Source organism: Schleiferilactobacillus shenzhenensis LY-73 (genome assembly GCF_000469325.1).
GTDB classification, from domain to species: domain Bacteria; phylum Bacillota; class Bacilli; order Lactobacillales; family Lactobacillaceae; genus Schleiferilactobacillus; species Schleiferilactobacillus shenzhenensis.
Window position 1 is genome coordinate 232,348 of record NZ_KI271582.1, and the last position, 13,098, is coordinate 245,445.

12 protein-coding genes and 1 riboswitch are annotated in these 13,098 nt (G+C 58.6%); of the genes, 11 read left to right on the forward strand and 1 reads right to left on the reverse strand.

Going from position 1 to position 13,098, the window contains the following annotated elements:
* Positions 1-266: 266 nt before the first annotated feature.
* Positions 267-455, reverse strand: a complete 189-nt coding sequence (locus L248_RS01070) for a YjzD family protein (RefSeq protein WP_022528178.1) — start codon at positions 453-455, stop codon at positions 267-269.
* 124 nt (positions 456-579) lie between these two features.
* Here L248_RS01070 and dnaE point away from each other — a divergent pair, with 124 nt between their 5' ends.
* From dnaE to L248_RS01125, 11 genes are all read left to right on the forward strand, one after another.
* Positions 580-3,957 (forward strand): DNA polymerase III subunit alpha, encoded by a 3,378-nt coding sequence (gene dnaE, locus L248_RS01075; protein ID WP_040534185.1) that lies wholly within the window; start codon positions 580-582, stop codon positions 3,955-3,957.
* Positions 3,958-4,082: 125 nt separating this feature from the next.
* Complete coding sequence (gene pfkA, locus L248_RS01080) at positions 4,083-5,042, forward strand: 6-phosphofructokinase (RefSeq protein WP_022528180.1); 960 nt, start codon at positions 4,083-4,085, stop codon at positions 5,040-5,042.
* Between the two features lie 62 nt (positions 5,043-5,104).
* A complete protein-coding gene (pyk, locus tag L248_RS01085; protein ID WP_022528181.1) occupies positions 5,105-6,874 on the forward strand; it encodes a pyruvate kinase in 1,770 nt (589 codons plus the stop codon).
* A gap of 385 nt (positions 6,875-7,259) precedes the next feature.
* Entirely contained in the window at positions 7,260-7,739 is a 480-nt protein-coding gene (locus L248_RS01090) for a DUF441 domain-containing protein (RefSeq protein WP_040534360.1), read from the forward strand.
* Positions 7,740-7,753: 14 nt separating this feature from the next.
* Positions 7,754-8,647 carry a CvfB family protein gene (locus L248_RS01095; RefSeq protein ID WP_022528183.1) on the forward strand — a complete coding sequence of 298 codons (894 nt, stop codon included), beginning with the start codon at positions 7,754-7,756 and terminating at the stop codon, positions 8,645-8,647.
* Positions 8,637-9,527 carry a site-specific tyrosine recombinase XerD gene (gene xerD / locus L248_RS01100; protein ID WP_022528184.1) on the forward strand — a complete coding sequence of 297 codons (891 nt, stop codon included), beginning with the start codon at positions 8,637-8,639 and terminating at the stop codon, positions 9,525-9,527. Before L248_RS01095 ends, xerD begins: the two co-directional genes overlap by 11 nt.
* 67 nt (positions 9,528-9,594) lie before the next feature.
* Complete coding sequence (locus L248_RS01105) at positions 9,595-9,987, forward strand: hypothetical protein (RefSeq protein WP_022528185.1); 393 nt, start codon at positions 9,595-9,597, stop codon at positions 9,985-9,987.
* Positions 9,984-10,751, forward strand: coding sequence for a segregation and condensation protein A (locus tag L248_RS01110; RefSeq protein ID WP_022528186.1), 768 nt, complete (start codon positions 9,984-9,986; stop codon positions 10,749-10,751). Before L248_RS01105 ends, L248_RS01110 begins: the two co-directional genes overlap by 4 nt.
* Positions 10,748-11,395: an SMC-Scp complex subunit ScpB gene (scpB, locus tag L248_RS01115; protein WP_022528187.1), complete on the forward strand. Its 648-nt coding sequence runs from the start codon at positions 10,748-10,750 to the stop codon at positions 11,393-11,395. The genes L248_RS01110 and scpB overlap by 4 nt, the downstream gene beginning before the upstream one ends.
* The gene (locus L248_RS01120) at positions 11,388-12,131 is read left to right on the forward strand and encodes a pseudouridine synthase (protein ID WP_022528188.1); all 744 of its coding nucleotides are present in this window, start codon (positions 11,388-11,390) and stop codon (positions 12,129-12,131) included. Before scpB ends, L248_RS01120 begins: the two co-directional genes overlap by 8 nt.
* Positions 12,132-12,174: 43 nt before the next feature.
* Positions 12,175-12,298, forward strand: a riboswitch (FMN riboswitch).
* A 72-nt stretch (positions 12,299-12,370) separates the two neighbouring features.
* Positions 12,371-12,946 carry an ECF transporter S component gene (locus tag L248_RS01125; protein ID WP_022528190.1) on the forward strand — a complete coding sequence of 192 codons (576 nt, stop codon included), beginning with the start codon at positions 12,371-12,373 and terminating at the stop codon, positions 12,944-12,946.
* Positions 12,947-13,098: the final 152 nt, after the last annotated feature.

Sequence of the window (13,098 nt, forward strand, 5' to 3'; positions counted from 1 at the left end):
GGACCCTAAGCCAAAAATTCCAAGTGCGGGGTGCGGGGATTTCCTGCTTAAGGCCGCTCAGCTTAGTGCCGCTGACCGTCGGCCTTTGCCCTTTCACCATAAACGGGCTCCGCCGAGCAGGCCACCGCAGTCTAAGGACCGTAACGCTAAAAGCCCAAGTGCGGGGCTTTTAGCGTTACGGCCATTTAGCCTGGGTGGCCTAACCGCTCGGCTCCGCCCTCTGCAAAAAAAGACCGCCGGTTGCCCGACGGTCTGATGAATCTCTGTTACTCTGCTTTGGCGTGTTTGACTTGTGCTTCCATGTACATCGCGATGACGTTTAAAAACGCACCGGCAATGGCGGAAACGATCAGGGTCGTGGTGACTTCAAACTTGGTTTGGGTCAACGACGAGCCGATAAAACCGATGACCAGGCCGAGGATCATGGCCCAAATAATCGGAACGATGTGTTTCACGATACGTCACTTTCCCTTCACATACGCTGGCATTATTGTAGCACAGCGGCAGTCTCCCGCCCAGCACCCGAACAGATTTTTGGTATACTGGAAGGAGGAAGATACGAAGAAAGGAGCCGGTCCCATGGCGTTTACCCAATTACAAGTGTTTTCGGCTTACAGCCTGTTGGAAAGCCCAACAAAACTGGATGATTTGATTACCACAGCGGTGAGCGGCGGCTATGATGCCATTACCCTCAGTGACCACAATGTGCTTTACGGCAGCGTCGATTTCTATCGGCAGGCGGAAGCCGCTGGTATCAAAGCGATTCAGGGGCTGCTCCTGGACATGGCCCCGTTCACGGATCCTGCTGTGCCCACCAATGACGACAAGGGGACGGCGGTCCCCGCCGGCCGCTTGCTGCTGATCGCGCTGGATCAGGCGGGCTACCATAATTTGATGCTGCTGTCGTCAGCGGCGATGACCAGTGAGAGCCGCCAGTGCAGCTGGGCGGCGCTGACCGCACACCATGACGGATTAGCGGTCATCGTGCCGCCGTTCAACAGTCTGGTGGCGTATTGGGCCCATCGCCAGAATGCCGCAGCAGCGCAAGCGGTCATCGCCCAGTTGCGGGCAGCGACCCAGGGCGCCATGGTTTCTCTGGGGATCAGCCGCCATCAATCGGATCCGGAGCAGGCCTTTCTTAAAAAACTCGCGGCGGCCGTGCAGTTACCCCTGGCGGCGGTGGATGATGTGCGTTACTTGACGCCCAACGACGCCTTCTCGGCCCAAGTCCTGCAGGCGGTGGACCGGGGGGACACGATTGACCACCCGGAGGTCCTGGCTGCGACCCGGGGACAATTCTATCTGCCCCGCCAAGCGGACGCCCTGGCCGCGTACACGGCGGCTGGACTGGCAGACGCCGTGGCCCGGACGGCAGCCATCGCGGACCAGGCCAACGTGACCATGACTTTCAAGCGGGCCGAACTGCCGCACTTTCCCACACCCAACGGCGAGTCGGCGCTGACCTATTTAACGACGCTCGCACAGCAAGGGCTGCAAAAGCGCTTCGCCGGCCAGCCTGTTCCGCCGGCCTATACCCAGCGGCTGCAGTACGAGCTGGGGGTGATCGACCAAATGGGGTTCCCCGATTATTTTCTCATCGTCTGGGACGTCATGAACGACATGCACCAGACCAACGTGATGACCGGACCGGGGCGGGGCTCTGCCGCCGGGTCATTGGTCAGCTATGCGCTGGCGATCACCGAGGTGGACCCGATCAAGTATCACCTGCTGTTTGAACGGTTCCTCAATCCTGAGCGCCAGCAAATGCCGGATATCGACTTGGATATTCCCGACAACCGGCGGGAGGAATTGATCCAGTACGTTCACGAGAAATACGGCGATAACCACATGGCCCAGATCATTACCTTTGGCACACTGGCGGCGAAAGCCGCCTTGCGGGACGTGGGCCGGGTCTTCGGTCTGAGCATGGCCGAGCTGAACGGCTGGACCAAGACGATTCCCAATGTCATCCACGTGTCGCTGGACCAGGCCCTGCATGATTCCCTGCCGCTGCAAAACCGCATCAAGGACAGCGCCGCTAACCGGCTGCTCTTTGAGACAGCCCACCGGCTGGAGGGTTTGCCCCGAAACACCTCGACCCACGCTGCTGGGATCGTCCTCAGCGACCACGACCTGACCGATGTCGTCGCGGTGCAAGAAGGCAGCAACGGCGTCAAACTGATCCAGCAGCCGATGGGTAACGCGGAAGCCCTGGGGCTGCTCAAGATGGACTTCCTGGGCCTGCGCAACCTGTCCATTCTGGCGGCGACGGTCCATTCCGTTGAGCGGGAAACCAACCAGCCCTTCGATCCCCGGCATATTCCGCTAGACGACGAGGATACGCTGGCTTTGTTCCGCGCCGGGGACACCAATGGCGTCTTTCAATTTGAATCCAGCGGCATCAAAAACGTGCTGCGCCAGCTGGCGCCCACGAGTTTTGAGGACATCGTGGCGACCAACGCGCTGTACCGGCCGGGGCCAATGGATAACATTCCCACGTTCATCGCCCGCAAGCACGGCCAAGCGCCCATTGAATATCCCGCGGCGGCACTCCAGCCGATTTTGGCACCGACCTACGGCGTGCTGGTCTACCAGGAACAGGTCATGCAAGTGGCCAACGTGATGGGCGGCTTCTCCCTGGCCAAGGCCGATTCCCTGCGGCGAGCGATGAGCAAGAAGAAGAAAGGCGTGCTCGACAGTCTGCGCAACGACTTTCTCACCGGGGCTCAGAAGCAGGGCTATCCCTTGGCGGACGCCCAGAAGGTCTATGCCTATATCGAGAGCTTCGCCAACTACGGCTTCAACCGGTCCCACGCCGTTGCTTACAGTATGATTGCCTTCTGGCTGGCTTACCTGAAGGTCCATTACCCGGCGCCTTTCTTCACCGCGCTGCTCAATTCGGTGCGGGGCAACGATACGAAGATCAAGACCTACGTGCAGGAAGCCCGGCAGCACGGGGTGCGGTTGGCGTACCCGGATATTAATGCCTCCTGGGCGTATTTTTCCGTGCAGAAAGGCACCATTCGTTTTGGTCTGACCTTGATCAAAGGCATCCGGACGGACTTTGCCCAGGCCATCATCGATGAACGGCAGAACAACGGGGCGTATCACTCCGTGGATGAATTCCTCCGCCGCCTTCCGGCCAAGTTCTTGAAGGATGATGCCCTGACGGCTTTAGCGCTGAGCGGGGCGTTTGACAGCCTCGAAAGCAATCGCCGCCAGCTGGTTGCTAATCTTCATAGCCGCGTTCAGAGTGCCGAATTTGCCGGGGACAACACCTCGCTGTTCAGTTTGCTGGCGCCTAAGGAAGAGGCGGTGGCGGATTATGACCCCGGCGAACGGGCCGACTTGGCCGCGCAGTACCTCGGTGCCTACATCACCGGCCATCCCACCGATCGCTATGTCCTGCTCAAAGGCCGCTATCCGATCATCAACGTCAGTGACCTGACTGCCGACGCGCAGGCGACGCTGCTGCTGTATGTGCGCCACGTGAAGACGATTCGAACGAAGAAAGGCGACGAGATGGCCTTTCTCGCTGCTGAAGACGGCAGCGGCGGGGTGGACGTGACGGTCTTCCCGAACCTCTACCGGCGGGTCAGTCAGAGTCTGGCCAACGATACCGTCTACCTGGTGCAAGGCAAGACCCAGGAACGCAACGGGGAGCTGCAAGTGATCGCCAACACGCTCGATGCGGCTGCGCCACTGCTGGCCCAGACGGTGCCGTACACGCTGTACCTGCAAGTTCCGCCCGCGTTAGATCAGCCGGCAGTGCATCAGCAGATCGCCCAGTTACTGACGCTGGGTCGGGGAGCGACCCCCGTGGTCGTTTATCGACCCAAGAGCGGCGAAAAACGACTGCTGCAAACTCCGCTGGATTTTTCTGGCAACACGCCTGTGCTGACACAACTGAAGTCTTTACTGGGGGCCAAGAACGTTGTCTTACGGGCCCAGCGGTGAAAATCAGCCGGTGCAAAAACCGTTGTAAGTTGAAAAGAAAGCAAGATTTTATTGGGGTAACGTGATATATTGATAGGTGTTATGGAACCCGCGAGTTCCAGTATTTTATTCCCTGAGGTGAAGAAATGAAACGCATTGGTATTTTGACGAGCGGCGGCGACGCGCCCGGCATGAACGCAGCTGTTCGCGCCGTCACGCTCAAAGCTCTGCACGAAGGCCTCGAAGTCTATGGGATCAACTATGGCTACGCAGGTCTGGTGGCAGGGGACATATTCCCACTGAGCAAGGATGACGTGCTGGACATGATCCAGCGCGGCGGAACGTTCCTTTATTCTGCCCGTTATCCTGAATTTGCTCAGGAACCCGCCCAATTGGCCGGTATCAAGCAGCTGAAGAAATTCGGCATTGATGCCCTGGTTGTTATCGGCGGCGACGGTTCTTACCACGGCGGCCTGCGCTTGACGGAGCACGGGTACAACGCGGTGGGTCTGCCGGGCACCATCGATAACGATATTCCTTACACGGACTTCACGATCGGCTTTGATACGGCCGTGAGCACTGCCCTGGACGCGATCGACAAGATTCGCGACACCGCGGTCAGTCACGAGCGGACATTCATTGTCGAGGTGATGGGCCGCAACGCAGGCGACATTGCCCTCTGGGCCGGTGTCGCCGGCGGTGCTGAGGAGATCATTATTCCGGAGAAGAAATTCGACATGGCGGCAGTCGCTGAGCACATTAACAGTGATCGCCAAGCCGGCCGGAAGCACTCTGTGGTCGTTTTGGCCGAAGGGGTCATGCATGCCCCCGAGTTTGCCGAAGAACTCAGCAAGTATGGCGATTTCCATGTGCGTTCGACCGTTCTTGGTCACGTTCAGCGCGGCGGTGCGCCGACTGCGCGGGACCGGGTCCTGGCGTCGAAGATGGGGGCGTATGCGGTGGAGCTTTTGATGCAAGGCAAAGGCGGCCTGGCCGTCGGCATCGAAAACAACCAGATTACGTACCACGCCATGGAGGATCTCTTCGATTCCAAGCACAAGGCGGATATGTCATTGTATGATCTGAACCGTGACTTATCCCACTAATTTTTGGTACCATGGGTATGGTGTACAAGGTAACTAATTCACATTGGAGGTTTTTATAGATTATGAAAAAGACCAAAATTGTTAGCACGTTAGGGCCGGCGAGCAACGACGTCGAGACTATCACCAAGCTGATCGAGGCTGGCGCCAACGTTTTCCGCTTTAACTTCTCACACGGTGACCACCCCGAGCACAAAGCCCGGATGGAGATGGCTCGCGAAGCCGAGAAGAAGACCGGCAAGCTCATTGGTATCATGCTGGATACCAAGGGTGCCGAAATTCGGACCACTGTTCAAAAGAACAAGGGCTTCGAAGCCCACACCGGTGACGTTATCCGCGTGTCCATGGATGACTCCCTGGAAGGTACTCCGGAAAAGATTGCTGTGACTTACCCTGGTTTGTACGACGATACGCATGTCGGCGGCCACGTGCTGATCGATGACGGCTTGGTTGATCTGAAGATCACTGAGAAGGATGAAGCCCACCGCGAATTGGTTACCCAAGTACAAAACGACGGCTACATCGGTTCCCGTAAAGGCGTCAACGCCCCCGGCGTTGAGATTCGTCTCCCTGGGATCACGAAGAAGGATGCCGACGATATTCGCTTCGGCTGCGACAACGGCATCAACTTCATTTCTGCCTCCTTCGTTCGTAAGGCCCAAGATGTCTTGGACATTCGCGAGATCTTGGAAGAGAAGCACATGGAAGACGTCATGATCTTCCCGAAGATTGAATCCCAAGAGGGTATCGATAACATTGACGAGATTCTGAAGGTCTCCGAAGGTTTGATGGTTGCCCGGGGCGACATGGGTGTCGAGATTCCGTTCGAAAACGTGCCCTTCGTTCAAAAGCGCCTGATCAAGAAGTGCAACCAGCTGGGCAAGCCGGTCATCACGGCCACTCAGATGCTGGACTCCATGCAGGAGAACCCGCGTCCGACCCGTGCCGAAGTGACCGATGTGGCCAACTCCATTCTGGATGGTACGGATGCGACGATGCTTTCCGGCGAGTCTGCTAATGGTAAGTACCCCGTTGAAGCCGTTGCTGCCATGGCCCGGATCGACGAACGCACCGAGCAGGAAGTCGACGCTTCTGGTACGCTGTCCTATCAGCGGATCCGTGAATTCACTGGCGCTAACGCCACTGAGTCCATTGGTGAAGCCGTTGTGAATACCGCCAACGATCTGCACATCAAGACCATTGTGGCTGCCACCAATTCTGGCTACACGGCCCGCATGATTGCCAAGTATCGTCCGGCGGCTGACATTCTGGCCATGACCTTCGACGAACGGACCCAACGTTCATTGACCGTCAGCTGGGGTGTTCACCCTGTTCTGACCAAGCGTCCGAGCACCACTGATGAAATGTTCAGTGCGGCTGCTGAGTTGGCCCAAAAGGAAGGCTTCGCTAAGGAAGGCGACCTGATCATCGTCGTTGCCGGTGTACCGGTCGGTGAGAGCGGCACAACCAACTTGATGCGGATCCAGCTGATCGGCTCTAAGCTGACCAACGGCCAAGGGGTCGGCGACGAGACTGTTGTCGGCAAGGCAGTCGTTGCCGGTTCTGCTGACGAAGCTAACGAGAAGGCTGTTGACGGCGGCATTCTGGTCGTTAAGACGACCGACAAGGATTACCTGCCGGCCATCGAGAAGTCCAGTGCCATCGTCGTTGAGACTGGCGGCCTGACTTCCCACGCTGCAGTTGTCGGCATCGCCATGGGTATCCCCGTGGTTGTCGGCGCCAAGGACGCGACCAAGCTCATCCAAGACGGTGAAGTCATTACTGTTGATTCCCGTCGCGGCATGATCTACCGTGGTGCGAGCAACGCGCTTTAATCTTTAACCAGCGGCCGTTTCTGACCGCACCTTCCGCCAAGCCATCCCGGGACGCCGGGGTGACTTGGCGGTTTTTGTTTGCGGGGAGTACGTTTGCCGATGCATGTTGACCACTCACACGCTTGTCGGTGGGAGGGTGACGAAGGGCGGAGCGGGAGGGGGCTCAGCAGTGAAATTGTTGTTGGCGGCTTTGCCGCCTACAACAAGGCCGAGCTTTGAGACAATGCGGTTTTTGCATTGGCTCAAAGTCGTGCCCACTGCGTTCCAGCCCCCTCCCGCGGAGCCCGTAGTCACCCGGTGCGGGCCAACGCACGGCGCGCACCTCTTCCCCGCGCCCGGTAATTCCTGTAGAATGGTAGGGAATATCAAGAAAAGGGGCTGGATGATGTCCGCACAGTGGGAAAGCTGGTTGTTTTTGGCGGCGATTTTGGCCGTGGCGCTGTTCGGCAAGAATCGCTCGCTGATCATTGCGGTCCTCGTTGTGGCGGCGGTTAAGCTGCTGCCGTTTTCGGACAAGATCTTCGCCACAGTCGGCGCGCAGGGGATCAACTGGGGGGTCACCGTCATTTCGGTGGCTATCCTGGTGCCGATTGCCACCGGCAAGATTGGCTTTGCCGAGCTGCTCAACGCATTCAAATCCCCCGCCGGCTATATTGCGGTGGGCTGCGGCATTCTGGTGGCGATCCTGTCCGCCAAAGGCGTCGGGCTGCTCGCCGCCAGCCCGGAGATGACGGTGGCCCTGGTCTTCGGCACCATCCTCGGGGTCGTTTTTCTCAAAGGTATTGCTGCCGGACCGGTCATTGCGGCGGGGATCACGTATACGATCCTCACCGTGCTGCACCAGCTGCCGGCGGGTATTAAGTAAGGAGTAATCAATTCATGGCAGAAATGCAAAGCACCATGATTCCGCTGCTGGGGCATGTCGTGAGCGCCCAAGTAACCGATCGGAACGACAAGGAAGTCTTCGCCCAGGTCGAGGGCCAGACCCTCGGCATTCTGCGCAGCGAGTTCGACCCAGTGCCGGAGTTGGGCGCCGCAGTCCAAGTGCTGGTCTACTCGGATAAGCATGACCACCTGCGGGGCACGACCCAGCTGCCCAAGGTGCGCCAAGACCATTACGCCTTCGCCACCGTGACCCAGCGGATGCATTCGCTGGGTGTGTTCGTGGACATTGGCCTACCGGACAAGGACATCGTGGTGTCGAAGGATGTTTTGCCCTTTGACGACGCGGTTTGGCCCCAGATTGGCGACCGCCTGTTGGTGGCTCTGAGCGTTGATAAGAAAGGCCGCCTGTGGGGCGAGTTAGCCACCCCTGAGATCTTCCAGGCGATTGCGGCGCCCGCCAAGAGCGGTCAGCGCAACGCCCAGGTCAAGGGGACTGTGTATAAGGTCCGGGAAATCGGCGCCCACGTGTTGACCGATGACTACCAGGAGGGCTTCATCCACCGTTCTGAATGGTTCGCCACCCCGCGGCTGGGCCAGCAAGTGACTGCCCGGGTGATTGGCACAACCCAGGACCATGGCTTGAACTTATCCTTGAAACCCATGGCTTATGAAGAGATCTCTGACGATGCCCAGATGATTCTGGCCATGCTGGAAGTGGCCCCGGACGGCACGATGCCGTTTTCTGACAAGAGCACGCCAGAGGAGATTCAAGACACCTTCGCCATCTCGAAGGGGGCCTTCAAGCGGGCCTTGGGCAATCTGTTGAAAAATCGCCGCATCACCCAAGCCGATGGGCACATCACCCTGGTGCCGCCGGATGGAAAATGAGCAGGATGCCCTGGCGGACTTCGGCCGGTACCTGCAGTTGGACCAGGGGTTAGCCAAGAATACCCGGCTGGGGTACACGCGGGATGTGGAGACGCTCTTGGCCTGGCTGAAAGAGAAGCATGAGGCTTTGCCGGAGACCCCCAGTGTGCTCGAGGCCTTTCTCCAAGACCAAGCGGCGGCGGGGAAGGCGGTCCAGTCCCAGATACGGATGGTGGCGTCACTGCGCAAGTTCTACCGTTTCGCGGCTCACCAGCACTTGATCAGCCACGATCCGATGTCCTTCGTGGACGCGCCCAAGGCCACCCAGCACCTGCCGGACGTCTTGTCGGTGGATGAGGTCCAGCGGGTTCTGGCTCAGCCGGATACCAGTAAGAAACTGGGCATCCGCGACCGGGCAATTCTTGAAACGCTCTATGCGACGGGGATGCGGGTCTCCGAACTGACCAGTCTGCAGCGCAGCCAGCTGCATCTGGATATTGCCCTCGTGCAGGTCATCGGGAAGGGCGACCGGGAGCGGCTGGTGCCCATCGGTGACACGGCCATCGACTGGGTCACCCGGTACCTGCGGGATGTGCGGGGACAGTACGCGAAGGGGCGGGACGACACGGTCTTCCTTAACTTCCGCGGCGGCGGGCTGTCTCGCCAAAGTGTGTGGAAGATGATCAAAAAGTATGTGGCCGCCGCGGGCATTAAGAAAGACGTCACGCCCCACACGCTGCGCCACTCCTTTGCCACCCACTTGCTGGAAAACGGCGCTGACCTGCGGGTAGTCCAAGAACTGCTGGGCCACGCCGATATTGCGACCACCCAGATTTATACCCACATCTCGAAGAAACGGCTGCTGGACGTCTATGCCCAGTATCACCCGCGCTATCACTGAGGCCCCTGACTTGTTTGGTCTGGACGGCTGTGCTACCGTATGGGTGTTGTGAAAATGGAGGGACACCATGCTTGTAAAGTACAAAAATGACTACGAAAAAATAGCCATGGGCTTGCTTTCGTTTGTCCCGGATCTCAAACCACTGGACCATTTGCAAACGGAAATGGCCCTTTACCAAAATGATCCGGAGTATTTGCTGTATTTGTGGCGGCCTGCCGATTCCCGGGACTTTGCCGGCGTTGTCGGTGTTCAGGTCAGCCAAGATATCATCCTGGTCCGCCATATCTCGCTGATGCCGTCGGAACGGGGCACTCACCAGACGTTCATGGTCTTTGATGAACTGGCCAAGCTCTATCCGCATCAGAAACTGATGGGCACGTTCGAGACGACCCCGCTGCTCGTTAAGTGGGAGAAACAGCGAGGCGAGGAACCGACACCGCCGGAGGATGATCCCCGATGACGGCGCTGCCCTTGACCTTTTCCGTCCAGGACTACACGGGGCCGCTGGACTTGCTGCTGCACCTGATTCGGCAGCAGAAGATCGATATCTACGATATTCCCATTGCCCAGATCACCAGTCAGTATCTGGACTTTATTCATCACCAGGAAGTCCTCGTGCTGGATTCAGCCGGGGATTATTTGGTGCTGGCGTCGACCCTGATGGCGATCAAGTCCAAGATGCTCCTGCCGGACAATCCGCTGACGGCGGCGGACGACGAAGAACCGGATGATCCCCGGGAGAACCTGGTCAACCAGCTGCTGGTGTACGAGAGTTATCAGAAAGTCGCCGGTATTCTCCGGGACATGGCGGCAGACCGGGCCAAGTGCTACGACCGCGAACCCCAGACGCCGCCGGCGGCCACCGCGCAGCCCTTGGCGCCGGGCCTGTTGACCATCGATGCCCTGCGGCTGACCATGGAGCGCATCTGGCAGCGCCAGCGGGCACCGCGGATGCCGCGACGGACGATTCCGTTAGAAAAGCACGTTTTGGCGACCCAGATGAAACGAATCAGCAGCTTCTTACAAAACCTGGGACCGCACCGGCCCGTGTCGTTCGGCCGTCTGTTGAGCGATGCGCCGACGGTGGACGAAGTGGTCACCACCTTTCTCGCTGTCTTGGAACTGTTGAAAGACGCCACGGTGGCCTGTACCCAAGAAAGCTTCGCCGCTCCGCTGTACGTGGAGTGGCGGCCGACGGAAACGGCGAAAGGAATGATCTCATGAGTGCCAAACACTTCAGTGCGGCTCTGGAAGCTCTGCTGTTCGCGGCGGGCGAAGAGGGGATGACCCTGAATGATCTGGCCAGTACGCTAGGCATCGCCGTGCCGGCCGTCCGGGAGCAGATCGATCAGTGGTCCACCGCCCTGGCGGCGGACCGGGAACGCGGCGTGTACTTAGCGGAGTTCGGGGACCGCTACAAGCTCTTGACCAAGCCGGATTATGCGGACCTGATCCAGAGCTATCTGCAGGATGCCGGCAGCCGGCATCTCTCCCAGCCGGCGATTGAAGTGTTGAGCATCGTCGCCTACCAGCAGCCGATCACCCGCATTGAGATCGATGACATTCGCGGCATCCACAGTGCCGGGGCGCTGCAGACCTTGCTGGCCCACGACTTGATCAGTGAGGCCGGGCGCAAGGATGCCCCTGGCCGGCCGATCCTGTACGAGACGACACCGGCTTTCCTGGATTATTTTGGCCTGCAGACTTTAGACGACTTGCCAGCCTTGACGCGCACAACGGAACGCAGCGCCCCGGCCACGGACCTGTTTGCGTCTTTCAACGAACAATTGAATGCGGACACTGACGATGACCCGGATGCAGCCGAGCCCAACGATGACACAGAAGAGGAGCACGATACTGATGAGTGAACGATTACAGAAAGCCATTGCCAATGCGGGGGTGGCCTCGCGGAGAAAAGCGGAGAAGCTGATTGCCGCCGGCCACGTGACTGTGAACGGAGAAACCGTCACGGCAATGGGCGTCCAAGTCACACCCCAAGACGCAGTGGAAGTGGACGGCGTGCCGCTGACCACGGAGCAGAAAGTCTATTACCTGCTCTATAAGCCCCGCGGTGTGGTCACGACCGCTCACGACGACAAAGGCCGCAAGACGGTCGTTGATCTGCTCACCGGGGTGACGGAACGGGTCTATCCCGTCGGCCGGCTGGATTACGATGCCAGCGGGCTGCTGCTGCTGACCAACGATGGCGAACTGGCCAACGGCTTGATGCACCCCTCGTTTCAGATCGACAAGACTTACGTGGCCCGGGTCAAGGGCATTCCCGTGGGTGAACAGCTCAAGCGGCTGGAGAAAGGCATCGTCCTCGACGGTAAAAAGACCCGTCCGGCCAAGGTCAAGGTGATTCGTACGGAACAGGCCAAGAACTACAGCATCATTCAGATCACCATTCATGAAGGCTGGCACCACCAAGTTAAGCGCATGTTTGCCGCCGTGGGCCTGCCCGTGGATAAATTGTCTCGGGAAAAGTACGCGTTTCTCGATCTCAGCGGGCTGTCTGCCGGCGAGTACCGATCATTACGCACCCATGAGGTGCGCGGGTTGTACGATTTGCTCGAAACCCGAGGCGAATCTGTTGACAATTAAGCGCTTTTTGCGTAAGCTACCATTTGGTTATAAAAAATAAGTGGTTTGTCTTCAGGGCAGGGTGCAATTCCCGACCGGCGGTAAAGTCCGCGACCCGCATTCGTTGATGCGGTGGACTCGGTGCAACTCCGAGACCGATAGTATAGTCTAGATGGAAGAAGATGCGAAAGCGGAGACAAACGAATTCTGTTTGTCTCCGCTTTTTTTCCTGGAGCAGCCTCGTTGGAGGTTTTTCAGAAATGCAAGCAAACCGTGGGTTAGAAAAGTGGATCGGGGTCGCCATCTTTGGCGCCCTGGCCACGTTGGTCATGTACATTGAGATTCCCATCATGGGCTTTCTCAAACTGGACGTCAGCGACGTCGTCGTGCTGCTGGCCATGAGTCTGTATGGGCTCGGCGCCGGTATCGGGGTGGCCGCCGTGAAGGTGGGCGTGCACTTCGTCCTGACTGGGGCGGGGGTCGGTTCGCTGATTGGCGATTCCGCCGCGTTCATTGCCGCCATTGCCTTCACCGTACCGCTGTACTTCATGCTTTCCCGGCGGAACGGCAACTGGCCGCAACGCATCCTGGCGATCACCGTTGCGACGTTATCCTTGACGGTGGTCATGGCAGTGCTTAACTGGCTGGTCTTGATCCCGTTATACGCCGCCGTCATGCACTTCGGTATCGGGATGGCGTTGTCGAAGTACATCCTGACCATGGTCGTGCCGTTCAATTTGCTGAAGGGTGTGGTCCTCGCAGCGGTGTTCCTGCCGTTGTACTTCAAGCTGGTGCCATGGGTGATGCGGCACCGGACCGTGGCGCACAGCCGGTGATTTTTTAACGGAGAAATTGAAGAAAGTTCCGCGGCGGAGGGCAATCCCTTGGCTGCGGAACTTTTTGTTTTTGCATCCGTGTATGAAATGTACTTCGCGAGACCCGGCGATTTGGGCCCTCCGGCTGGCTGGGCGTGGAACGCCATGGGCAC